16 protein-coding genes are annotated in these 24,406 nt (G+C 66.9%); 4 read left to right on the forward strand and 12 right to left on the reverse strand.

Features of this window, described 5'->3' with window-relative positions; all coding sequences use genetic code 11:
* Positions 1-69 precede the first annotated feature (69 nt).
* The gene (locus VGM20_13185) at positions 70-3,297 is read right to left on the reverse strand and encodes a protein kinase (GenBank protein HEY4101821.1); all 3,228 of its coding nucleotides are present in this window, start codon (positions 3,295-3,297) and stop codon (positions 70-72) included.
* Positions 3,294-6,542 carry a serine/threonine-protein kinase gene (locus VGM20_13190; protein ID HEY4101822.1) on the reverse strand — a complete coding sequence of 1,083 codons (3,249 nt, stop codon included), beginning with the start codon at positions 6,540-6,542 and terminating at the stop codon, positions 3,294-3,296. Before VGM20_13190 ends, VGM20_13185 begins: the two co-directional genes overlap by 4 nt.
* A gap of 139 nt (positions 6,543-6,681) precedes the next feature.
* On the opposite strand from VGM20_13190, the gene VGM20_13195 reads away from it, so the two are divergent.
* The 4 genes from VGM20_13195 (at position 6,682) to VGM20_13210 (ending at position 12,158) form a co-directional block, all read left to right on the forward strand.
* Positions 6,682-9,474: a BTAD domain-containing putative transcriptional regulator gene (locus tag VGM20_13195; protein ID HEY4101823.1), complete on the forward strand. Its 2,793-nt coding sequence runs from the start codon at positions 6,682-6,684 to the stop codon at positions 9,472-9,474.
* Positions 9,471-9,782 (forward strand): hypothetical protein, encoded by a 312-nt coding sequence (locus VGM20_13200; GenBank protein HEY4101824.1) that lies wholly within the window; start codon positions 9,471-9,473, stop codon positions 9,780-9,782. Before VGM20_13195 ends, VGM20_13200 begins: the two co-directional genes overlap by 4 nt.
* A gap of 334 nt (positions 9,783-10,116) precedes the next feature.
* On the forward strand, positions 10,117-10,770 hold the full coding sequence (locus VGM20_13205) for a hypothetical protein (protein ID HEY4101825.1): 654 nt from the start codon (positions 10,117-10,119) through the stop codon (positions 10,768-10,770).
* Positions 10,767-12,158 (forward strand): alkaline phosphatase family protein, encoded by a 1,392-nt coding sequence (locus VGM20_13210; GenBank protein ID HEY4101826.1) that lies wholly within the window; start codon positions 10,767-10,769, stop codon positions 12,156-12,158. Before VGM20_13205 ends, VGM20_13210 begins: the two co-directional genes overlap by 4 nt.
* Before the next feature lie 15 nt (positions 12,159-12,173).
* Here the strand turns inward: VGM20_13210 and VGM20_13215 are convergent, their stop codons facing one another.
* From VGM20_13215 to VGM20_13260, 10 genes are all read right to left on the reverse strand, one after another.
* The gene (locus tag VGM20_13215) at positions 12,174-12,803 is read right to left on the reverse strand and encodes a response regulator transcription factor (protein ID HEY4101827.1); all 630 of its coding nucleotides are present in this window, start codon (positions 12,801-12,803) and stop codon (positions 12,174-12,176) included.
* Position 12,804: 1 nt separating this feature from the next.
* Entirely contained in the window at positions 12,805-13,542 is a 738-nt protein-coding gene (locus VGM20_13220) for a sensor histidine kinase (protein ID HEY4101828.1), read from the reverse strand.
* Between the two features lie 5 nt (positions 13,543-13,547).
* The gene (locus tag VGM20_13225) at positions 13,548-14,213 is read right to left on the reverse strand and encodes a hypothetical protein (protein ID HEY4101829.1); all 666 of its coding nucleotides are present in this window, start codon (positions 14,211-14,213) and stop codon (positions 13,548-13,550) included.
* Complete coding sequence (locus tag VGM20_13230) at positions 14,213-14,572, reverse strand: hypothetical protein (protein ID HEY4101830.1); 360 nt, start codon at positions 14,570-14,572, stop codon at positions 14,213-14,215. Before VGM20_13230 ends, VGM20_13225 begins: the two co-directional genes overlap by 1 nt.
* A 129-nt stretch (positions 14,573-14,701) precedes the next feature.
* Entirely contained in the window at positions 14,702-17,329 is a 2,628-nt protein-coding gene (locus VGM20_13235) for an ABC transporter permease (protein ID HEY4101831.1), read from the reverse strand.
* 9 nt (positions 17,330-17,338) lie between these two features.
* Complete coding sequence (locus tag VGM20_13240) at positions 17,339-17,680, reverse strand: PadR family transcriptional regulator (protein HEY4101832.1); 342 nt, start codon at positions 17,678-17,680, stop codon at positions 17,339-17,341.
* A 75-nt stretch (positions 17,681-17,755) separates the two neighbouring features.
* Positions 17,756-19,873, reverse strand: coding sequence for a prolyl oligopeptidase family serine peptidase (locus VGM20_13245; GenBank protein HEY4101833.1), 2,118 nt, complete (start codon positions 19,871-19,873; stop codon positions 17,756-17,758).
* 153 nt (positions 19,874-20,026) lie between these two features.
* The gene (locus tag VGM20_13250; protein ID HEY4101834.1) at positions 20,027-22,507 is read right to left on the reverse strand and encodes an ABC transporter permease; all 2,481 of its coding nucleotides are present in this window, start codon (positions 22,505-22,507) and stop codon (positions 20,027-20,029) included.
* A 47-nt stretch (positions 22,508-22,554) separates the two neighbouring features.
* The gene (locus tag VGM20_13255; protein ID HEY4101835.1) at positions 22,555-23,415 is read right to left on the reverse strand and encodes a rhodanese-like domain-containing protein; all 861 of its coding nucleotides are present in this window, start codon (positions 23,413-23,415) and stop codon (positions 22,555-22,557) included.
* Positions 23,412-24,311: a rhodanese-like domain-containing protein gene (locus VGM20_13260; protein ID HEY4101836.1), complete on the reverse strand. Its 900-nt coding sequence runs from the start codon at positions 24,309-24,311 to the stop codon at positions 23,412-23,414. Before VGM20_13260 ends, VGM20_13255 begins: the two co-directional genes overlap by 4 nt.
* Positions 24,312-24,406: the final 95 nt, after the last annotated feature.

The following is a 24,406-nucleotide window of genomic DNA, read 5'->3' on the forward strand; positions in this document are numbered from 1 at the left end:
GCCTTCTCACAGTGTGGTTCATCGTTGCTTCCTCGTTGAATGGATCTGCATGCCAGTTGTCGTACGGGATCAGTGCGGCTGACGTGGCAGCGCGCTCGTCGCCGGGGCATCGCCCAGCGCCGCGAGCGCTTCCCTGGCGCGACGCACCATCGGCTGCAATTCGGGATCAGCCGACTTCCACAGGTCGATGAACCGGTCGAGATAGAGGCGCGCCCGAACCGGATCGTTGCTCGCCCGGTACAGCTCGCCCAATCGCAGCAGTGCGATCGGATAGAACGTCAGCTCATTGAAGGTGAACCCGAACGTGGGTCGATCGATGAAGCGCTGATAGACGCGGCGCGCCGAGTCGGTCTTCCCGGCGCGGTCGAGGAGATAGCCGTACCAGAGCCCGCTTGTGCACGAGGTGTCGCAGAACGAGCTGGCTGCCGTGACGGCCGCTCCCCATTGGCCCGCCGCGATCGCCTGCAGGGCATTCCAGCTCTGGCTTCGTGCCGTGGACGCCCTGATCGCCGTCTGCGCTGCGCGGAACTGCTTCACGGCAGCGGCGTCGCCCGCATACGCTGCCGCCTCCGCGAACGAGAAGTACGGCCGGTCATTGGGGCGAATCGAATCCATCGGAATCCGCTGGAGCGCGGCGTGAATTTCACCACGGGCAACGGCAGGATTATCGCGCAGCAGTGCGTCGTGCATCGCCGGAATCAGGAGGTCGTGCAGCGCGTTCTGTCGGCCGCCGATCGTGCCGATCAATCCCGAGTGCACCACGGCGGCGCGTTCCGCGTCACGGAAATGGCCGTGATAGTCGGCCTGGTAGCGGCGCCACGTCTCGAGCCCACGCAGGCGTCCACCCGTCAGCTTGAGCGTCGCATACTGCGTCAGCAGCGAGTCGACGCGCGGGACGTCGCGATGATATCTCGCGATGTCGATCTGGTATCCGAGCGCACGCATTGAGTCGCCGAAGCGGGCCAGTAACAGCGCGGGGACCGAATCTGCGGCGGCCCACTTCGCCTGATGCGTCAACGCCCAGATCAGGCCGCCCCACGCAGTCCCCCACGGTGCGCCCGCAGCGATGCTGCGGCGAAATATCGACTCGGCCTCCGGGAAGCGGCCGAGGTTGTTGAGCGTCTCGCCGAGGTTGCCGAGTACCAGCGGATCATCTGGCTTGACCTCGAGCGCCAGGCGATAGTCGGCCAGCGATTTCTCGACGCCATTCGCGGTGAGGTAATAGTCGGCGCTTCCTTCGGTGAGATAGCGTTCGTACGGCGTCAGGCGGTCGAGATGTCGCATTGCCGCCGCCAGTGCGGAATCGCCTTCCGCGGGGTTGCCGTCATCGATCGCCAGGACACCGAGCTTGCGCCACGCCATCGCGAACCCGGTATCCGCGCGCACCGCTTCGCGCAGGAGCGGAATGGCGCGATCGTCGTCGCCGGCATAATTGGCCCTGAGCGCAGCGCTATAGAGGCGCAGTGCTTCCATCGACGGCGTCACCACCTGCTCGAGCGGATCGCCGCGGTGCACCTGGCGCAACGATTCGCCGATGTCGCTGCGCAGCGTGTGGGACATCCTGTCGAGCGTGTTGATCAGCGCATCCGGCAGTGGCGCAACCGCCCGCGCCGCCAGCAGCGTCGTACCAGTGTTCGCGTCGACGAGCCGCGCCGCAATCACGTATCCGCGGCCAAGCGGAGTTACCTCGCCGGTGATGTAGGCCTTGGCGTCGGCGCGCTGCGCTACATCGCGCGTAACCGAGTCGGTCAGCCGCATCGACGACGGCAGCCCCATCCGGCTCAGCTGCGTCGCCACCTCGACCGGTTCGACGAGATGCACGCTGCGTGATTCCTCGAGGTCGATCCGGAACGCCTCGACCAGCGACACGGAGAGCGTGCTGTCACCGGTGCGATTGACGAAATCGCCCAGCACGATCCGGTCGTTCGACGCGAGCGTGCCGCCCGACAGCAGCGTCGCCGCGGGACCGATCCCCGCCGCGCGCATCGCCATGAAGCCCGCCACCAGCAGCGCGAATGCCGTGACGGCGACCATGCCGCCACGCGCGGTGCGGCTCCAGCTGAGATAGGGCGTCGCCTTGACCGCGATCGTCGCCATGGTGCCGTGCGCCTGCGGTACCAGCGTCGTCCCGCCCGGCGTCATCGTCGGCGTGGCGCTGATCAGCCGCCGATTCACCTGCTGCGCGTAGCCGGTGAAGAGGATCACCGGAAGTCCCAGTGCCATCATGACCAGCGCGCCACCAAACACCCAATCCGGCAAACCGACGCCGACGATTGCTGCCTTCGCAAGGACAGCGACGGCAATCACCGCCATCCCATAGAAGAACAGCGCGCGACGGAACGCTCCGGCGCCGCCACGCAGAATTCCGGGTGCCGACGCGGCGCTGCCGCTGGCGACAGCATCGAGGAGGCGCACGATGTCGGCGCCAGACTGCGGCCGGTCGGTCGCGTCCTTGGCGAGCGATCGCATCACCAGATCGGCGAGCGGCGCGGGCGTGTCTGGCCTCAATTCGGCGACGAGCCGCGGCGTCTCGGTCATGTGCGCCGCGATCATCCGCTGCGCCGTGCGACCGCCGAACGGCGAATCGCCGGTGAGGAGCTCATACGCGGTACAGCCGAAGGCGTAGACGTCGGCGCGGGCGTCGACGCCGGGATCGCCAGCCGCCTGCTCCGGTGCCATGTAGGCCGGGGTGCCGATCGAGGTGCCGAGGGAAGTGAGTGCGGCAGTTGGGCGGTCCCTCGCACCCTCCGGGTGCTCGGGACGATCGGAACTGCCACGGGCGGCTCCGATCGCCTTGGCGATGCCGAAGTCGGTGACGACCGCGGACCCCGCCGAGAACATCACATTGTCGGGCTTGATGTCGCGATGCACCACGTTGCGGCCGTGGGCATATGCCAGTGCCCGTGCGACGTCGCGGAGGATCGAGATGCATTCGCCGATCGGCAGCGGGCCTCGGGCGACTCGCGCCCGCAGCGATTCGCCTTCGATGAACGGCATCGAGAACCACGGCAATCCGTCGACGTCGCCGGTGGCGAGGACGCCAACGATGTGCGGATGCTGCAGCGACGCCGCCATCCTGATCTCGCGCTCGAATCGCTCGATCGAAATCCCCTGCGCCAGTTCGGGCGACAGGACCTTGATCACGACCTTGCGGCCGAGGCGCCGCTCGTCGGCGACGAAGACGCGCGACATCCCGCCGCCGCCGATCTCCCGCTCGATCGAGTAGCTCCCCGCTACGGTCTCGCGCAGTCGCCGCTCCAGGTCTTCAGCGGCTCCCTCCGCCGCGGCCCGGCTCACGGCCGCCCCGGCAGCGTCGATGTCGCGGCAACATCACCCAGCGCCGCCAATTGTCGTCGCGCCTCGGCGACGCGTGGCTGGAGTACTGGATCGGCGTTCGACCAGAGTGCGATGAACTGCTTGTAGTACTTCGCTGCGTCGAGGCGATTCCCCTGCCGCGCCGACAGCTCGGCGAGTCGTTCGGTGAATGGCGCGAGGACATACGGATCCCAGCTGAGCCGCTCGTAGGAATACCCCTCTACGACGCGCCGATAGTGCGCCATCGCGGAGTCGGTCTGACCGAGGGAGTCGAACAGCGTCGCGAGCTCGACCGACAGACAGATGTCGCATGCGTCGGCCGGGCCGTCTGGTTGCCGATCCCCGGCCCGGTAGGCGGCGATCGCTTCGGGATAGCGATGCTCGGCGCGCAGGATATCCCCCATGTCCCAGGAGCGCGCCGGCAGCTGCTCTCGTCGCTGCGCGGTATCCTCGCGGTCCGCGTCATATCGCGCCAGCCACGTCCGCGCCTTGTCGGGTCGTCCGGCCGCGGCATAGGTGTGTACGATGTCGCCGTACGGACGGCGCCCTTCCGTCCGGCTCCGGATGTCATACTGCGCGAGGGCGCTGTCGAGTTGCTGCTCGACGTCATGCGCCCGTCCCTCAAACTCGCTACGGACACTGGCGTCCGCGGCACTGGTCGCCCAGTTGAGCCGGATCGATGGCGTCGCAACCGCGTCGGGTGTCCGCGCGCCGTAGTACGACTTGCGCCACTCGGCGATGTGGCCGTCGCGGAGCGCCAGGTTCTGGTGCAGGGTCCGAGCCCACGTCCGATCGGAATCGCCGTGTGCGAGCACGCTGTCGACCGCCGTTCGATACGCGGGGGTATCGCCGCGCAGGTAGAGAATTTCGATATGGCGCCGGGCGAGTGAGCGTTCCTTCGGAAACCGGGTGAGTCCGACGGCGATGACCGAGTCCGCTTCCGCGAGACGGTGCGCCCGCATCAGCTCGTCGACCAGGTTGATATACAACGGCCGGAAGCAGCCGGGGCAGGCGCGTTCCTGAGCGTACAGCAATGCCACCGCACCAGCGAAGTCGCGTCGGGTACCCAGGAGCATCCCGAGATTGTTTCCCGGTCCAGCGGTGTCGCCACGCCGCAACATCGACTCGAACGCGTCGGCGGCCTTGGCGCGATCGTGGCCGGCGTAGCTCCAATAGCTCCCCTCGACCATGTCGCGCTCGGAGCCGTGCAGACGTTCGCGAAAGCGGTACGCCTGCGTGATGGCTGAATCCCGGAGGGGAGTGAGGGCCGCGATGCGGCTCGCGACGACGGCCATCTCACGCCACGCCATGGCGAAGGTCGAATCGATCGCCACCGCCTGGCGCAGCACCGCGATCGCCTCGGGATACTTCCGCTCGAGCTCATACAGGCGTTCGCCGGCCGTGTACTTGCGCAGTGCGTCGAGCGACGACGTCGTTGCGTCGTTGAGCGACTCCGTCGCGCGGACACTCCTGAGCGATTCACCGACCTTCCCGCGCAACGAACGCGACAACTTGTCGATGGCGACGATCAGCCCCTGCGGGTCGCGCGCCGTTTCGCGGAACGACGCCAGTTCCTTCGCCGAATCAGCGGTGACCATTCGGAGGGTCACGATGAAGCCCGAGGCGCCGAGGCCGGTCAATTCGCCGGTCACCAGCACGTTGATCCGGTTGCGGATCGCCAGCACGCGCGCGACCTCGAAGGTCACCGGCGCGTTGGGTGGCTGCTGCATCCGTTGGAGCGCGGCCGCGATCGCGACCGGCGACGTGAGCGTGATCGCAGATGAAGACGCCAGCGTCGCCCGGGTCGCGTCGCCGAGTACCCGACCGAGCGAGGTGTCGGCGTTGGTCACGGCGAAATCAGTGACGAGCACCTCCTGGCGGCCGTGCAGCGATCCTGCGGCGAGGAGTGAACCGAACGGTCCGATCCCTGTGGCGCGCATGGTCATGAATCCGGCCACGGTCAATGCGAACGCCACGACGGCGACGATTCCTCCGCGCGCGGTGCGCCGCCAGCTGACGTGCGGGGTCGCGTGGAGCGCAATCGTCGCGAGGGTCCCCTCGGGAGCGGCGACCTGCGGTGTACCGCCCGGCGTCAATGTGGGTGTCGCGGTGAACAACCGCTGGTTGACGCGCTGGACGTAGCCGGTGAAGAGGATGACCGGCAATCCGAGCAGCATCACGATCGCCGCGCCCGGCACCACCCAGTCGGGGAGTCCGATGGTGATCGTGAGCGCCTTCGCCGCACCGATCACCGCGACGCATGCGACGACGTACCAGGCCATCGCCCGGCGAAAGATCGCGGCCCCCCCGAGGAGGAGCGCCGGCATCACGCTGTTGCTGCCGCTGGTGATGGTGTCGAGGGTGCGAGCGATTTCCGCCGCCGACACCGGTCGCGCACCCGGATCCTTCGCGAGTGAGCGCATCACGAGGTCTGCGAGCATTGGCGGCGTGTCGGGCCGCAATTGCCGGATCGGGCGCGGCGCTTCGGCCATGTGCGCCGCGAGCATCGCCTGCGGTGAGCGTCCGCTGAACGGCGAGTTGCCGCTGAGCAATTCATACGCGGTGCAGCCGAAGGCGTAGATGTCCGCGCGAGCATCGACATTCGGATCACCAGCCGCCTGCTCCGGTGCCATGTAGGCCGGGGTGCCGATCGAGGTGCCGAGGGAGGTGAGTGCGGCGGTTGGGCGGTCCCCCGCACCGACCGGGTGCTCGGGACGATCGGCACCGCCACGGGCGGCGCCGATCGCCTTGGCGATTCCGAAATCGGTGACCACCGCGGAGCCGGCCGAAAACATCACGTTGTCGGGCTTGATGTCGCGGTGCACCACGTCGCGGCTGTGGGCATAGGCGAGGGCGCGCGCCACGTCGCGCAGGATCGAGATGCATTCGCCGATCGGCAGCGCTCCGCGAGCGGTCCGTGCGCGCAGTGATTCTCCGTCGATGAACGGCATCGTGAACCACGGGAGCCCCGCCACTTCGCCGGTCGCCAGGACCGGGACGATGTGCGCATGCTGCAGCGACGCCGCGAGTCGGATCTCTCGCTGGAAGCGTTCGATCGAGATCCCCTGCGCGAGGTCGGGGGCCAGCACCTTCACCACCACCCGGCGACCGAGCCGGATCTCTTCGGCGACGAAGACCCGGGACATTCCGCCGCCGCTGAGTTCTCGCTCGATGACATGGGTGGCGAGGAGCGCGTCTTCGAGTTGGGTGCGGAGATCCGATTCCATGATGCCCCGTTCGCGGAGTGGGCGCTGAAATGGCTGGCCGTCGAGGTTGCGCGGGGAATATCAATTCGACGTCGGACGTTGCTCTTAACGCGGCCTTAACTCCCCCCGCGGCAACGGTTTGGCGGTATATTCGCGCCAGATGTCCCGTCCCACCGTTCGGCTCCTTGGCGGTCCGACATTGTTTGACGGGGCGGGACTTCCCATGGCGGGAGCTCCGGCCCAGCGCCACCGCGTCGCCCTGCTCGCCCAGCTGGCGGTCGCGTTCCCCGGCACGATCTCGCGCGACCGCGTCATCGGACTCCTCTGGCCCGATCGCGGCACCGCCGCCGCCCGGAATCTTCTCAACGTCTCGCTCGCCGTCCTCCGCCAGGCATTCGGCTCCGAATTGATCATCACCGCCGGCGACGACCTCCGCCTCGACGCCGGGGTGATCGATATCGACCTGCATGAGTTCGAGCGGGCCATCGATGAAGAGCGGCTGGAGGATGCGCTCCGCGTGTACCGCGGCGCGTTTCTCGAGGGATTCTTCCTCGACGATTCCGTCGAGTTCGAGCGCTGGGTCGAGTCGCAGCGGATCCGGCTGGCGCGCCGCTACGTCGATGCGCTCACGGTCCTCGCCGAACGCACCGAGAAGACCGGCGACGTGCACCGTGCCGTTGGCTGGTGGCGCGCGCTCGCGCACGCCGAGCCGACCAGCCCCGAGGCGGTGTTGCGGCTCTTCGACGCGCTGGTGGCCGTGGGCGACGTGAGCGGGGCGCTTGCCGCAGAGGAAACCCATTCCGCCCACATGCGCGCGGAGGTCGGCATCGAGCCCGATCCCCGGATACTGGCTCGGGCGCAGGCGCTGCGGATGTCGCTGGTCCGTCCGGGCCGCCCCGAGGCGATGCCTCGCGTCGCGCCGATGCCATCCGGACAGCCAGCACCTGCTGCCGTCGGAGTTCGGAGGTTGACTCGCCCGCGACTGGTCGCAGCGGCGGCGCTATTGATCCTCGCAGGTGGCGGCGCCGTGTGGGTTCGTTCGCGACCGGTGCACCGGGCCGGTGATCCCGATCTCGTTGCGGCGATCATCCCGGTTGCCGGGGGGGCGGGAGGCACCAACGATGAACTCGCCGCCGGATTCGACGATCTGCTTGCGCTCAACCTCGATCAAGTCGACGGTGTGCGCATCGCGAGCGCGGCGCGAAGCACCCTGTTGCGCGATGTCGGGGTACCGCCCGCGCAGGTCGCCCGCGCGCTCCATGCATCGGTGGCGATTACCGGCCGGTTGATCGCCGACTCGGCCACGATGACGGTGACGCTGTCGCTGACCGACTCGACCGGTCAGCTCCTTGGCACTGTGTCGGCGACCGAGCCGCGCCGCGCCGACCTCCTCAGTGCGCTGGTCGACGGGGCAAGCGTGCAGGTCATGCGACTCCTCTGGGGACGGCGATGGCAAGTGCCGGCACCGCGAGTTGCCGCCATCAGCACCACGTCGATGCCTGCGCTCCGCGCCTTCCTCGCCGGAGAACGGCAGTTCCGGATTTCACACTGGGATTCCGCTGCGACGCACTATCAGGACGCGGCGGACCTCGATTCGACGTTCGCGCTGGCGTACTTCCGCCTCGGCGAAGTCGACGGCTGGCGAAGCAAAGTCACCGGCACCACGATCGCGGAACACCTGCAACACGCGGTCCGCCTCATCGACCGGTTACCGCCGCGTGAAGCGATGCTGCTCCGGTACCGGGTGCTGTTCGCGCACTATGACGTGCGCGCGGTCGCGGCTGCCGCGGACCTTGCAGCGCGATATCCTGACGACGCGGATGCACAGCTCGCCCTGGCAGATGTGTGGTGGCACGTCGGGATCATCGCACCGCCGTCGCCCGACGCGCTCGTGATGCAGTGGCACCGGGCCGTGGCGACCGATCCGGTGTCGCTCCGGCCGCTGGTTCATTCGATCGAGATCGCACAGGCGCTGCACCGTGGTTCATGGTACGACTCATTGGTCGTGTTGCAGTCCGCGCGCGGCGGCGATCCACTGACGACACGTCAGCGCGCCGAGTCGCTGGCGCTCTGGTCGCCACTGGCGACGGTGCGCGATTCGCTTCTGGCGCACCGCCATGACGTGGCGGCCCGTGGTGCTCATCCATTGGCGTACTACGGTGGTGCGGCGCTTCTCGGTCGCTGCGCCGCCGATGCCGCGTGCGGTGACACCGGTGTCACGACGCTCACCGCGCTGGGGTTCACGCTTGACCTGGATGAACTTCGCGGCACGCTGGCCGGCCTGGCGGGTGAGGTGAACGGCGACGAGCCGTTCAACCTGACCCGTCGACTGGTGACCTTGGCTGGCGTTGATGCACGCGCCGCCGATATTGCTGCCGCGCTGACCCGGCGATTCACGCGTGACTCCGAGCAGTCCTGGCGTTCACGCATCGCGCTGGCGGAACTCGCACTGGTCCGCCGCGATACCGTCGCCGCACACCGCGCGCTCGATGCGGCGGCGATGATTCTCCGTGGAGACTCGTCAACCTGGGGGCCGTTCGGCGGTATCTATTCTCCGCCGCTTACCCGGGCGATGACAGGATGGATCCGGATTGTCGCCGGTGACACTGCAACCGGAATCCGGGTGATGGACTCGTCGATCCAGGCGGCAGGATTTGTCAGCGAAGCGCATCAGGAGGGGCAGGCGATGAGCAACGAGCTGGCGATCGCGATGGCGGCGTTCGGTCCCACCCGCGCCGACGGGATTACGAGGCTCCGCTGGATCACGGCGATCTCCGATGGGAACAGGCCCGAACTGCACTGGTATCTCGCGCGGGCGCTTGACGCCGGCGGCGATACCAATGCCGCGAGCGCCGAATACCGGCTGTTTGCGACGCTCTGGCACGATGCCGACGCGGTGTTGCAGCCGCTGGTGACCGAAGCGCGCCAACGGTCGGCAGCGCCCAGGCAGTGAACGAACGATCTGGAACGCTCCTGCCTTCGGTCATCGCCGCGCGCATCATCGCCGCCGTTGCGGACCTGGCGCAACTCGTCTTTCTCCCGCTCTTCGCCGAAGGTGTCGCGTCGCCGGTCAATGACGCCCTCGACGTCGTCGTCGGAGCGATCATGATCTGGCTGCTGGGCTGGCATCTCGCATTTCTGCCGGCGTTCGTCGTCGAGGCGCTTCCGTTCGGCGACTTGGCGCCTTCGTGGACCCTCGCCGTGTTCCTCGTCACGCGATCGAAACTTCCTGCGATTCGAGCGGAGCGACCATCTCGATGACGCGCCTTCGCCACGAATAACTGCGCCGGATTCCTCCTGGATGATCGATCCCACGAGGGAGCACCCCCGAGAACGGCAAGCGTTTACACCACGCGCCATCACCTAGGGGTGCCTAGGTGTTTACCGCGGTGTGGAATCAGCGTATCGGCGATACGTTGATCCGCTCAGGAATGCCTCCGAGACAGACCCAGAGGAAGCTTGGTTGATCGTTGACCCGATCGATGCCGGGACGTCCATACCCGTCACGGCCACGCCTGCCACCTGCGCCCCTGCCCCCGGGGCGGAAAAGCTCATCACCGGTGAGCAAATCAGGACTGTGCGTGACCGTGGCGGAGTGGACTGGCACCGTCAATCCGGCCTGCGATGCGTCGTTGGCGTGGCCGTGGTGCTCGCCGGATGCAGACCGTCAATCGCCGACTTCCAGGCGCGTCCGCTTCGGATCTGCCCGGAGACCCGCGGCGAGTTCCGTTGGCGGATCACGGGACACGGGATGCTCACCGCCGATACTGCGGCGTTCACACCCAGAGCGGTGGCGTCGCACGACTCGATGCCATTCACCGCGACGCAAACCACGGTGTACACCCTCACCGTCACCCGCTGGATGAGGAGTCCGACCTTCGCGCGCCAGGAAGTCCGGATGCTGTACCCTGACTCTCCCGAAGAGCTCGTCATGCCAACCCGACCCCTCGGCGCCGACAGCGTGATTGCTCGCGACAGCACCGAGACTGGGCAATGGGACCCGCAGGCGGCGATTGCCGGCGTGGTGAACACGTCCGGCCGCGCGCTTCGCATCTCCCACGCCGGGAGGAGCTTCACCGTCGATACCGGGGCCGCGCCCGCCCAGACCTTCAACGGCACCACACGTGGTGGAATCTGGGAGCTGAAGGCGGCGCTGCAAGCCGGCGAGGTCCTGGGCAATCCGCAACACGCTCCGCCCTCGGCGCTGTCGATCGACGTGACGTTGTCGTGCGGGGGAGGTGGCGCATGAGCCCGGCGCTGACCGACATCGACACCATCGTCATCGTGATGCTCGAGAACCGTTCGTTTGATCACCTTCTCGGCCATCTCAGCTATCCGCCGAATGGCAACCGGCCCGACGTCGACGGGATCAGGCTCCCGCTCAACCAGCAGGCCTACAGAAACCTCTTTGCCACGGAATCCTACTACCCGTTCCTGATGCGGGATGGCGACCTCCCAGCCGACCTGCCACACGAGCGGGCCGCGGTCAGCGAGCAGCTCGCGTTTTCGTCGGTCACCGGCAAGTACGACATGAGCGGGTTCGTGTCGGCGTACTACAAATCGACTCCCGTCAACCGGACGTTGACCCCGGAGACGATGGGGTTTCTGGCCGCCGACCAGGTGACGATCTCCGACTTCCTGGCTCGGGAGTACGTGGTCTGCGACCGCTGGTTCGCGCCGATCCCGACCAGCACCCAGCCGAACCGGATCATGTCGCTCACCGGCACGACGATGGTGGACAAGACGGAGTCGACGATTGTGCCGATTGGCGCGGGGACGTTCGTGCTCGATTGGCTCGATCTGCATCGCGTTCGCTGGCGAGTCTACAACACCAGCGTGGTGTCGTTCTTCCTGGCGATCGGCCGATTCCTCGATGTGATCGGTCCGAACTTCCACGACGTGAGCAAGCTGGCGGGTGACTTTGCCGGACCGCGGGCTGCTGGTGATCCGCAGGTTGTCTTCATCGAGCCGTGCTATTCGGACGCACCGTTCCTCGGAATTGAGCCGAACGACGAGCACGCTCCCCGGCCCGTCACGCAGGGCGAGCGCTTTCTGCACGATGTCTATGAGGCGCTCACCGCGAACCCGAAGCGCTGGGCGAAGACGCTGCTCATCGTGACATATGATGAGCACGGCGGATTCTTCGACCACGTCCCGCCGCTGCCGATTCGATTCACGCCGCCACCCGGCGCCCGGTTCACCGCCGGATTCGAGAGCACCGGTCCGCGGGTTCCAGGGTTGATCGTATCACCGTTCGCGGCAAGGGCCGGCGTCTGTCAGTCGCCGTTCGATCACACGTCGATCCTGCAGCTGCTCGCCGAGAAATTCACGCCAGGTGCGCCGTATTCGCCGGAAGTCGACAATCGCCGCGTGCAGGGAATCCGGAGTCTTTCCGAGGCGCTCAGTGATGTGCCGAGGGCGGACATTCCGCTTGCGCCAGCGTCGCCTGCGCCGACGACCGGGGCGGCAGGACCGTACAAGCAAGCGGTGGCACCGAGTCCGCCGCCGCCGGCTCGCGGGCCGACTGCCAACGAACTCGCCTTTCGCGACGCGAGCATCCAGTTCCTTCAGAAAGTGCCGGAAGCGGCGGCGCGATTCCCCGAGCTGGCGGAGTGGCGGACGAAGTTGCCGCCGTGAGGCGCGGCGGGGCGGCTACTTCTCGTCAGCGAAGAACTGCTCCGACCACCTGATCAGCTGCGTCTTGCCACGAACACCGACGCGCCGGGTCATTGCTGCGACGTGGTATTCGACCGTCTTGGTCGAAATGGCGAGGCGCCTGGCGATGGCGGGATACGTGTGGCCCGCACGCAAGAGCGCAAGGATGCTGCGCTGACGGTCGGACAACGTGACCGTCCCCGAGAGCGATGTTGCGCCGCCGGCGCCGCGCATCTGAAGCAGCGGCGTGAGGTAGACCCGCCCGCAGAGCGCTTCCTCGATCGCGACGCGGAGCTCGGTCGCCGCAGAATGCTTGACGACGTAGCCGATGGCGCCCGCGCGAAGCGCTTCGTCGGCGATGACTGGCTCGATGTGGCCGGTCAGGACGACGAATCGGCACTTCGGGTGCCGGTCGACAAGCTGCGGCAGGATCTTCATCGCGCTGGTCTTTCCAAACGCGAGATCGAGGAGCACCACATCCGGTGATGTCAGTGCGATCTTCGCGCTGAGATGATCGAGCGCGGTGACCGTTCCGACGACACGAAACCATCGCCCGATCGACGCCGAGAGCGCTTCGGCGACAATCGGCTGGTCGTCGGCGATCAACACCGTCGCGACCGACGCCACGCTACGGCACCTTCCTGGGAAGGTCAGCGATGACCCGCGTCCCGTGGCCCGGCGAACTGTCGATCGTCAGCGCGCCGCCGAGGAGAGACAGTCGTTCCTGCATCGATGTGATCCCGATGCCGTAACCACTTGACGCCGTGCGCGGATCGAACCCGGGACCGGCGTCCTGCACGATCAGCCGTGTCATCGTCGCGATGTCGCAGAACTCGACGCGCGCCTCACGGACCGCGGCGTGGCGCGCAACATTCCCGAGCGCCTCCTGCGCCACGCGGTAGAAGGCCAGGCGGAACGGTGGCGGGAGGTCGTCTCCACTGGTGCTGCATTCGAACTCGACGTCGATCCCTTCGCGCTCGGCGAACGTCGCCGTCAGGTCCCTTAGCGCCGACTCGAGGGAGACGTGATCGATGAGCGTCGGATGAATCCCGCGAGCGAAGGCGCGGAGATTGTCGGTGACCCCGTCGAGCTCCGTCGCGACGCTGCCCGCCTCGGGCAACGCCGTCGTTCGCAGTCGGGATGCAATGGTGATCAACCGCTGGACCGTATCATCATGCAGCTCGCGGGCAATTGCCGCGCGCTCTTCGTCCTGCGCGGTGAGGAGCCGGCCGCCGAGATGCGTCCGGGTCCGGAGGTAACGCCGGCGCTGAATCACCGCCGATCCCACCAGCGCCCAGACCAGGATCAGCGCGACCAGGAGAAAGGTCACCACGATCGCGGTGACGATGAGTTGGGATCCGTGCACCGTGGTCACCGCTCGACCGCGGCCGCTGACGGAGGCCGCCCGATCAGTGCACGGATGATCACGATCTCAGCCAGTGCCGTCAGGATGTTGCACGCGGCAAAGAAGGCCTCGACGTAGTTGGGGAGCGTCGCCGTCCACAGTTGAGCGACGAGCGTTTCGAACACCGCCGCGACGGCATACCCGATCAATCCGGCAGCGACCAGGAAGCCGGGATCGGAGAAGAGGTCGCCGCGGCCGAGCAGCGTACGACGGAACACCGTCACGACCGCCGCGATCAGGATCACGAGAGCGTGGAGCGGAGCCGCGTATGTCGTCATTGCGTTGAGCGGCTCCCCGGTGACCAGCAGGACGATCGATGTCAGCACGTACGCAACGCTCGCCACCCTGAACGCCACGACGCGGCGCTGTTCGCTCTGAAAGCGTGCCAGTGCTTCGAGCGCGAGGACGACACTCGCGGCATACCAGACGCGTCCCGAAGGTTGCGTGTTCTGTCCATGGTACGAGAGGAAGAGGACGACAGCGTCGCTGACCGTTGCGGCGCCGAACCACAGCGTCGCTGCTCGCTGCCCCGGTCCCAGCCGCCTCCATCGGATGCTTCCGATCAGAAAGCCGATGAATTCGACGGCCGAACTTCCATCTGCAACCAGCCACAGGAACTCCCGGGTGGTCATCAGGGGGGGCTGTTCAAGATGCTCGGCGCCCCGCAGGTGGGCGGGCAGGGAAACGGAAACTGTTCGGTGCCGCCGCCCGCCTGAGTCGCTCCTCCGGGCGCAGACGCGACCATGTCATTGCCCATGGCGTCGGTACCGACGAGTACAAGTGTCCACAGGCTCGGATTCCCGTTCATTGCCGCGGGTTCCATCCCCATATAGATGCGGATCCCTTCGCACCCAGCTTGGCCGAGCAGATTGTCGAAGGCAACGCGGTGGAACATCGCGCCGTTGAAACTTCCCGGCGGCGCATTCTGCCGCCAGCGGGCCGTAAGCACAGCTGCATCTGCCGGAGGAATGAAATGCGGGTCGCTCTGCACAGGGGGCTCCCGGGTATGATACCAAGTGATCAGATGGTATCAGACGCCAAGTCCCAAGGCAACTAGGTGAACACCTAGGATCGCGGGCACCGGTGTCCTGCTCCGTTCCGCCCGCATGCGGCTTGAGCGCTACTCTCCCCTCAGCGCGACTAGTGGATCGACCGCCGCCGCTCGGCGCGCCGGGACGGCGCTCGCAGCGACAGCTACGCAGAGGAGAAGCACGCTGGCGCCGACGATGAAGAACGCGCTCTCGCCGGCAAGTCCGTAGAGTTCCGCGCCAATCGCTCGACTGCCGCCAACGGCGAGCGGTGCGCCGACGATGACGCCGGCCAGCACCAGCATCACCGCCTCCCGCAGTACCATCCAGACGACCTCCCCTCCCGCTGCGCCGAGCGCCATCCGTACGCCGATCTCCCGGACGCGCCGTGCCACGCGGTATGACACGACGCCGTACAGGCCGATTGCGGCGAGTATCAGCGCCACGGCCCCGAAGAGCGCCGCCAGTACCGCGGTCGACGTCTCGCGGCCGAGCGCGTCGTTCATCGTTGCTTCCATCGTCTCGGGCTGATCGACGCGAAGATCGGGAGTCTCGGCCAGCACGGCGCTGCGGAGTTCCGCCGGTACGCCGCGGTCGTCGGAGGCCGTCCGCACCGTGATGTCGAGCTTCGGAATCTGCCCCAGCTGCGGGATCTGGCCGAACTGGGCGAGCGGCACATAGATCATCGCCTCTGCTGGTTGGCGCAGGTTGAGATAGCGCGCATCACCGACCACGCCGACGATCTCCCTGAGAATGGTGTCGGTCCCGCCCACCGATCGGACGATCGCGCCGATCGGATTGCGTGCGCGGAGGTAACGATGGACAAATGCCTCGTTGACGACTGCTACCTGCTGGCCCGCGCCCTGATCGTTCGCCGAGAAATCGCGTCCGGCGCGAAGCGGAATGCCCAGGGTGCTGAAGAATCCGGGAGTCACCGGGTTGATCCACCCCGCCATGCTTTCACCGGGCGTCGGGGCATACCCTTCGACGTCGATCGCGCCGCCGATCCGGCGGCCGCCGTACACGGGGACCAGCGCCGAGATCGCCTCCGATCGCACGCCGGGAACCAGCGCTGCGCGCGCCAGGAGTCGATCGGCCTGGGCGATCAGTCCCGAGCTCTCGTACGGAGTGCCGCGGGCGTCGAGGTTGGCGCTCACGCTGCGTGTCGTGGCGAATCCTCCGCTCACGTTGCGCAGGTTGCGAAGCGTCGCGACGAAGAGTCCGGCGCCGTTGAGCAGGACCAGCGCGATGACGATCTGTGCGACGACCAGGCTGCGATCGAGCCATCCGGCGCGACGGGCGCGAGAAAGCTGACTTCCCTCCTTGAGCGGTGCGATGAGGTCGGTGCGCGTTGCGCGCCAGGCCGGCACCACACCGAACAGCAATACCGATGCAACGGAGATCGCTGCGGTAAACCCGAGCAATTGTCCGTTGATGTGCAGTCCGAAGCGCGAAACGATCGGCGAGAACTCCTGCGGAAGACGATGGGCAATCAGTTTGAGCGCCCAGTCGGCGAGCACGAGGCCTGCGAGTGTGCCGATGATCGCGAGCAGCGCGCTCTCGACCAGCATCTGCGTGACGAGGCGGCGGCGCGATGCTCCCAGCGAGAGGCGGACGGCGACATCCCGTTCCCGCGCCATGCCGCGTGCCAGAAGCAAGGTACCGAGATTGGCGCAGGCAGCGAGGAGCACGATCGCGGCCCCGCCCATCAATTCGATGAGGACGCGGCCGAAGAGGGCGGGGATGTCGAACTTCGACGATGGAATGCCGTGCGCGATGCTCAGCAGTGTGAGTCCGTGACCGGGGGCGGGCCGGCGACCGGCGATGCGGCCGATGACCTGCAACGACTCCGAGTTCGCGCCGCTCGTCTCGACCGGATCGCCACCGACCAGGGCGAGCGCGCTCATCGGCACTGCCGCCTGGAAGACTTCCGGACTCGACAGCCCCTGATACGACTCCGGTACGATGCCGATGACGGTGAACGCATTGCCATGCATGGTGATCGTGCCGCCGATCGCGGCGGGGGCACGATTGAACAGCGCAGCCCACACCTTGTCGGAGATCACCACCACTGCGGCGCGACGGTTTTCGTCGTCGGGGGTGATCAAGCGTCCGTGCAGCGGTGACACGCCGACCGTCGAGAAGAAGGTGCCGTCGACCGCATCGATGTCGAGGTAGTCGCGGTTCTCTCCCACCACGACCGGAACACTGCCAGTTCCGGCGCGTGCGCCGATGCCGGTGAATCCGGCGCTCTGCCGGAGCGATCGGTACTCGTCGTACGAAAAGAGGTCGTTCGGGATGTCGGGACCGACGTGCTGGATCTCCACCAATTGCTCCGGATGCGACACCGGAAGCGGTTGCAGCAGCAGTGAGTAGAGCAGTCCGAAAATCGCCGAGTTGGCGCCGATCCCGATGGCGAGCGACAGGACGGCGACGAGCGTGAAGCCAGGCGAGCGGCGGAGATCGCGCCAGCCGTAGCGCAGGTCCTGCGCCAGCGGATCGAGCCAGCGGAGCGGGGTCATCCTGCGAGTCTCCTCCATGTAATAGGCCGGGCTCCCGAAATGGGCGCGTGCGCGCGCGCCAGGATCGTCGTCGGTGCCGGTGAGTTCCTGTTCCTGCAAGCCGACATGATGACGGAACTCGTGATCCATCTCACGGTCGAACTCGTGCCGCCGGAGGAGCGGACGGAGGCGGTGGCGGAGCGCGTCGAGGAGGGACATCGGGGACGTTCAGGCGCGCCCGAGGACGCGCGAAATCGCCAGCGCGAGGTCATCGAACGCAGAGATCTTCTGACCGAGGCGTTTCCGCCCGGATGCGGTGATGGTGTAGTACCGGGCGTCGCGACCGGTCGGCGAGGTTCCCCACGCCGACTTGACCCATCCCTTTCGTTGCAGGCGCTCGAGGGCCGGGTACAGCGACCCCTGCTCGACGCGGAGCAGCTCCTCCGAGCAGCGTTCGATGTGCCGGGCGATGGCGTACCCATGCATCCGCCCGAGCGTCAGCGTCTGGAGGATGAGGAGGTCCATCGTGCCGGCAAGGAGTTCGTTCCGGGAAGTCGGGCGAGGAGGCATGACAGATAGCATGACTACCTATCAATAGGAAGTCAAGCTACCTGTCTGCGGCACGGCCAGTGGACGTGCGTGGTACTACCGCATCAATCGGCTGGCGAAATAGGTGTACTCCAGCGCGTTGGTGTGCGCCTCCTCCTTGAGGTTCGCACCAGATCCATGCCCGCCTTCGGTCACTTCGTAGAAGAAGTACGGGTCGCCGAACGAGGCCATCTTCGCCGCGAACTTGCGGGCGTGCTGCGGCCCGACGCGATCGTCCTTGGTCGTGGTCCAGATCAGCGGCGTCGGATACTTCACGCCCCGGCGAAGATTCTGGTACGGTGAGATCGACGCCAGGAAGGCGCGCTGCACCGGATTCGACACGCTGCCATATTCGCCGACCCACGACTCCCCCGCGTCGATCTGCTCGAATCGCAGCATGTCGAGGAGCGGGATCTGGATGTCGACGGCGCCCCAGAGATCGGGGTGCTCGGTGAACTCGACTCCCATCAGCAATCCGCCATTCGATCCCCCCATGATGCCGAGGTGCGGCGTGCTGGTGATCTGGCGGGCGATGAGATCGCGCCCCACCGCCGCGAAATCGTCGTAGATCACCTCACGATGGGTTGTGAGCCCCGCTTCGTGCCACGCCGGGCCGAATTCGCCGCCGCCGCGGATATTCGCAAGCACGAAGACCCCGCCGTGTTCGAGCCACAACTTCCCGATCCCCGCCGAGTAGTATGGTGTCATCGAGATTTCGAAGCCGCCGTACGCGTTGAGGACCGTCGGGTTCGTTCCGTCGAGCTTCATCCCCTTCGGATGCACCACGAAGTACGGCACCTTGGTCCCGTCCTTCGAGGTCGCCTCGAACTGATCGACGGTGTCGTGCGATGCGTCGAAGCGCGCCGGCGAAGTCTTGAGCGACGATGCGGTGCCGCGCGCTGCATTGACTTCCCAGACACTTGTCGGCGTGAGGAACCCGGTGACGCCGACGAACGCGTTGTCGCTCCGGACGTCGGCACTGCCGATATCGGTGGCGAGATTGTCGGGGAAGGGGAGCCGCTGCCGGGTCCACTTCCCAGCTGCGTGCGTGAATGCAAAGACGCGTCCGCGAACATTCTGGTAGATCGCTGCGATCAAATGATGCTTCGTCGCGGTGACGCCGTTCACCGACTCGCGCGGCCCGGGCTGGAAGATCACCGATGGCGTGAGACGCGCCGGATCGCTGGCGGCCGCTGCCGCATCAATCGACACCAGTGATCCCGCGGCGATCGACCCGTTCCCGGTGGTCCAGGGCTGCGACAATTGAATCACCATCTGATTGTCGACCAGCGCGACGAACCCTGCCTTGAGTGGAATCCCCAGTCGCGATGGCTTGCCGTTCCGCACGATGTAGAGTTCGGTCTCGAAGGTGCTCACCGTGCGCCCGATCACTTCGACGCGATTGCCGCTCCCGTCCCATGCAACGCCCGGCGACACGCCGTAGCCGCCATCCTTCGCCGTTCCGCGGAAGATCTCGGCCGCCTTGTCGAGCGGCTCCCCACGAGCGACTGCCTTCACGATGAAGGGATATCCCGACGAGGTCACGTCGCCCTTCGCCCACTCTCGCGAGACGAGGAGCGTGTCGGTGCCGAGCCAGTCGAAATTCTGCTTGCCGTGCGGCAGGACGAATCCGTTCGCAACGAAGGCGCGCGTCGCGAGGTCGAACTCGCGCGCGGTGATCGCATCCTCACCGCCGTCCGACAGCGAAATCATGCAGCGGCGCTGCACCGGCAGCGCGCAGTTGACCCCCTCCCAGACCCAGTTGGCGTGCTCCACTCTCGCCAGGGAATCGAGATCCAGGACGGTGGTCCATTGCGGATGCGGCGTGCGGTAACTCTCGAGCGTGGTGCGCCGCCAGAGCCCGCGGACATGTGCGCTGTCCTGCCAGAAGTTGTAGAGCGCGCCGCCGATGAAGTTGGCGGAGGGAATCCGGTCGGTCGCCTCGGCGATCTTGAGCGCATCCCGATAGAACCCGGCGAAATGCGGATCGCGTTCGAGAACCGCCGTGGTCTTGGCGTTTTCGGCGTTGACCCACGCCATCGAGCGGGCTCCGTGCTGGTCCTCGAGCCAGAGGAACGGATCGGACGAGGTGTCGGGTGTCGCCTGTGCGGCGGCATGATGGGTGGCGCAGAACGTCGCGACGGCGACAGCGAGTGTGAGCGAGCGACAACGCACCAGAAAGCCCCTGAGTGACGGTGTCGATAATCTACGCCGAATTCAGAGATCAGTGTCCGTGCTGCTCTCTGTATCGCCGCAAGGCCGTCAACCAGTGCTCGCGATGCTCCTCACTCCGACCGCAACGTCGTCAACCAGCGGTTGCGGTGCTGCTCATTCCGACCGCAACGCCGTGACCGGATCGAGCCGCGCCGCGCGCCGGGCCGGAAGCCACGCCGCCGCAACCGCCGTGACGAGCAGAATCGCGGCCGCCGCGGCGAGGGTCAGCGGGTCGGTGGGACTGACATCGAAAAGGACGCCGGCCATCACCCGCGCGAGGAGTACCGCGCCGACGATTCCCACCGCGACGCCGATCGCCGCATCGCTTACCGCGTGGCGAACTACCAGGCGCCGAACACTGGACGGCTTGGCGCCGAGGGCGAGGCGCACCCCGATCTCGCGAGTCCGCAGCGAGACGAGATACGCGATCACTCCGTAGATTCCGGTCGCGCCGATCGCCATCGCCACCACGGCGGCAACGCCAAGGAGCAGCAGGGTGAAGGAGGTGCGCGAGACCGTGGCGACGAGGAGCGTCTCCAGCGGGAGCATCCGATAGAGCGGCAACGCCGGCGCCATGCGTGTGACTGCCTCTCGTACCGGCACGGCGAGCCCAGCCGGATCGCCGCTGCCGCGCACCACGAAGACCAGGTCGCGTGGCGTCCATGGAGCGCCGGTGAAGGTCACCGTCGTCATCGGGATATACACCACGGCGCCAGCAGGCTGATCAAGCCCATCGTCGTGCACGCTGCCCACCACACCGACGATCGTCGACCACGGGTCGCCAGGGAACATCCTGATCCGCTTTCCCACCGCGCCACCACTCTTCCAGTACCGCGCGGCGAACGCCTCGCTGACGACGACTTCGCGGAGAACGGTGGTGCTGTCGGCGCCGGGAATCAGCGGCGCGAAGGTACGGCCGGCGATCATCGGGATCTTCATTGCGGCGAAATACCCGGGCGTGGCGAAGATCGTGTGGTGAATCCCCGGGAGCGTTCCCGGCTGCAGCGGCTGATCCTCGATGAAGACGGCGCTATCCTGCGGCGACGTGGCATCGAGCGGCAACCGCGTCGCGGCACCGGCTCCCTGGACGCTCGGCAACGCGGCGAGGGTATTGACCGTCTCCACGATCTCGCGAGCGGCGGCACTTGCCGACGGATAACTCGCCGTGGGGAGCGCCTGCCGGAAGGTCAGCGCATGCTGCGCATCAAAGCCGGGTTGAACGGCGCGCAGCCGCTCGAAGCTCCGCGCGAAGAGCCCCGCGGCGGAGAGGAGAAGAAGCGCCAGCGCGACCTGTGACACGACGAGCGCCCGCCGCGCGCGATGCCGTTGCCGGCCGCCGGAGGCCGACGGCGCGTTGGCGATCAGTGTCGCCGAGAGCGATTCCCTGTCGCCGCGGACCAGCGGAATCACGCTCACCACAAGTGCCGCGATCGCGACCACCACGACCGTGAAGACCACTGCGTACCAGTTGATCTGCACGTCGGCGAGACGCGGAATCGCGGCCGCGGCGTCGAGTGACTGCAGCAGCTGCACCCCGGCGCTGGCGAGAACCAGGCCGATCGCACCGCCGATCGCCGAGAGGACCAGCGCTTCAGCCAGCAATTCCCCAAGGAGCGCGCGGCGTCCGGCGCCGAGCGCGTTGCGGATCGCGAATTCTCGGGTCCGGCCGGCGGCGCGCGCGAGGAAGAGGTTGGCGACATTGGCGCACGCAACGAGGAGCAGAACGATCACCGCGCCGAACAGGATCCAGAGGACACGCGTCACGCTTCCAGTCATCACGTCGCGGAGCGGCTGCACCGCCGGTACCATGTGTGTCGAGGTGATTCCGTCGGCGGTCAGACGGCCCGGGAAGGCGATGGGAACCTGCGGCAGCAGGCGTCGGAGATCCGCCGTTGCCGACGCGATCGTGGTACCGGAGCGAAGCCGCGCGATCCCGCGGTAATCAAATGCCGCAGAGTTGGTGTTTGCCGCGTCGAGCGCAAGCGGAAGCCAGAGGGCGACGCCGGCATCGGGGAAACGGAAATTGTTCGGCATCACGCCGACGACGGTTCGCGCGACGCCATCGATCATGACCTGGGTGCCGATGATTCCCGGATCGCCGCCGAAGGCGCGCTCCCAGAGACCGCGCGAGATCACCACCACAGGCGCCGCGCCGATCCGGTCGTCCATGTCGGAGAGGGCCCGCCCGCGCAACGCGCCGCTCTGGAGGACGTGGAAGGTGCTCGCTGTCGCGAACGTCGCCGCGACCCGTTCCGGTGTTGCGGCCACTCCCGCGGCGCCGGCCGACGCCAGGAAGTTCACCGCGGCGGTGCGATAGATCCCGACATCGGTGAACGAGTGATTGTCACGACGATAGAGGAGGTAGGTCGCATCCGATTGATCGACTCGGGTGAGCCCGGCGACCGCGAGGGTGTGCGACAGGTCGACAAGCGCACTCGCCCTCGGATACGGGAGTGGCTGCAGTAGCACCCCATCGAGCACCGTGAAGACGGCGACCGCACCGCCGATACCAAGCGCGAGAGTCAGGGCGGCGGCGATGGTGAACGACGGGGTGCGGCGCAGGCGGCGAGCGGCAAGGCGAACGACGGAGAACATGTCGCGGCAACTCCTCGGAGTGACCGGCGAAAGTTATCCCCGAACGGTCAGGGTCGCCCGCTCGTCGGCGTCGTGACCAGCGGCAAGCGGCGCGCGCTCCAGTCCTGATACGACCCGTCGTACAGCTTCGCCGGATATCCCAGCAGACGTGCCACCAGATACGTCGCGCTGCTCCGATGTCCCACCCGGCAATACGCCACCACCGTATCGCCGGGAGCTGCGAGCGCGTCCCACATTCGCGCCAGCTCGCCGTATTCCTTCAGCGAAAACTCCGTCGTGCTGCTGAACATGGCTTCCCACTCGAGCCGGCGAGCTCCCGCGATATGGCCCGCCGACGCCGGATTGGTGCCGAGATATTCGTCCTCGTGACGGGTGTCGACGAGCGCGACTCCGCGCGCCCCGCTCGCCAAGTGCGCCGCGATCCATTCGCTCGAGGCGACGACTTCGGGATGCGCGGAGACTGCGAGCGCTCCGCGCCGCACCACCGGAATCGTCCGATCGATCGGCCGCCCCTCGGCGCGCCACTTCGTCACGCCGCCATCGAGCACCGAGACGTTGCGCAGTCCGAGATAGTCGAGGGTGAAGAAGGCGCGCGCCACGGTAAGCGGCGATCCGGTCAGCACCACGTGGGAGCCGGTCGAGATCCCGACATGTTCAAGACGATCGCGGAGTGAGTCGACTGCCGGCAGTTCCGTCGACAATCCGCTCGCCTCGGTGATGATCATCTGGTACGGCAGGAAGCGGGCACCGGGGAGGTGCCCGCTCCGGTACGCCGAGTCGGAGATATCGACCTGGACGACCACGATCGACCGATCCGACAGGTGCCGGGCCAGCCACTCCGTCGACACCAGGAGCGACGAATCGGGGCCGGCGATCGCCGTTGCAGCGAATGCCAGCGCCGCGATCACCGGCCACCTTCGGTTGGAAGCTTGCGCAGTGACCAATCCTGGAACGATCCGTCGTAGAGGCGGACCGGGTGCCCTGTGATCCAGGCGCCGAAAAGGAGGAGTGTCGCCTGCTGTCCGACGTGACAGTACGCGACGACCGTATCGCCGGCCGCTACTCCCGCATGTTCGAACTTCGCCTCGATCGCGGATTTCGCGAGGAGAAAGTCGTTGCTGTCGGTCATCTCGTCGTATGGCAGGTTCACCGCCCCCGGCACGTGACCGGCTGATCGCGTGCCATCCGACGGTCCGGTGTAGAACGAAGTCGCGCGAGCATCGATCAGCGTGGCATGGCCGGTGTGTGCGTGCGCGGCGACGTAGTCGTGATCGACAATCAGGTCACTTCTGACCGGGTGTGATACGACACCCGGGGTCACATTCGGCACGTCGGTCGTCACGGGATTCCCCGCCTTCCGCCACGCCGCCAGCCCGCCATCGAGGAGCGACGACCGATCAGCGAGTCCGGCGTAGCCCAGCGTGAAGAGGACGCGGGTCGCCGGCGAGACCCACTCCGAGTCGAAGACGACGACGATCCGCGACTGATTGGAAATCCCGAACGATGCGATGGCGCTGTCGAGCGTCGCCTGCGGCGGCATTTCGAGCATCAGGGGGCCGGCCGTCATCGGCGTGGAGAGGTCATGGTACGCCACGTACCGCGCGCCGGGGATGTGACCGCCGCGAGTGTAGCCGTCGGGAGGGCCGACGTGCAGGACAACCAGGTCGCGGTCGTGCAGGTGTTGCGTCAACCATGGGACAGTCACCACGGCGGACGCCGGGTTCGTGGCAAACTGCGCGGCGGCAAGCGAGGGACTGAGCGTGATGCCGGCGGCAATCGCAGTGGCGAGCAGGCGAGAACGCATCGCTGACCTCCAGATGGGTGAGGGCCTACTATTGACAGGAACGATGTCGGATCGGCGTTCCGGGCGGGTGGCGGCGTCGTCCGGGAGTCGTGCAG

Source organism: Gemmatimonadales bacterium, from assembly GCA_036500345.1.
GTDB lineage: Bacteria > Gemmatimonadota > Gemmatimonadetes > Gemmatimonadales > GWC2-71-9 > Palsa-1233.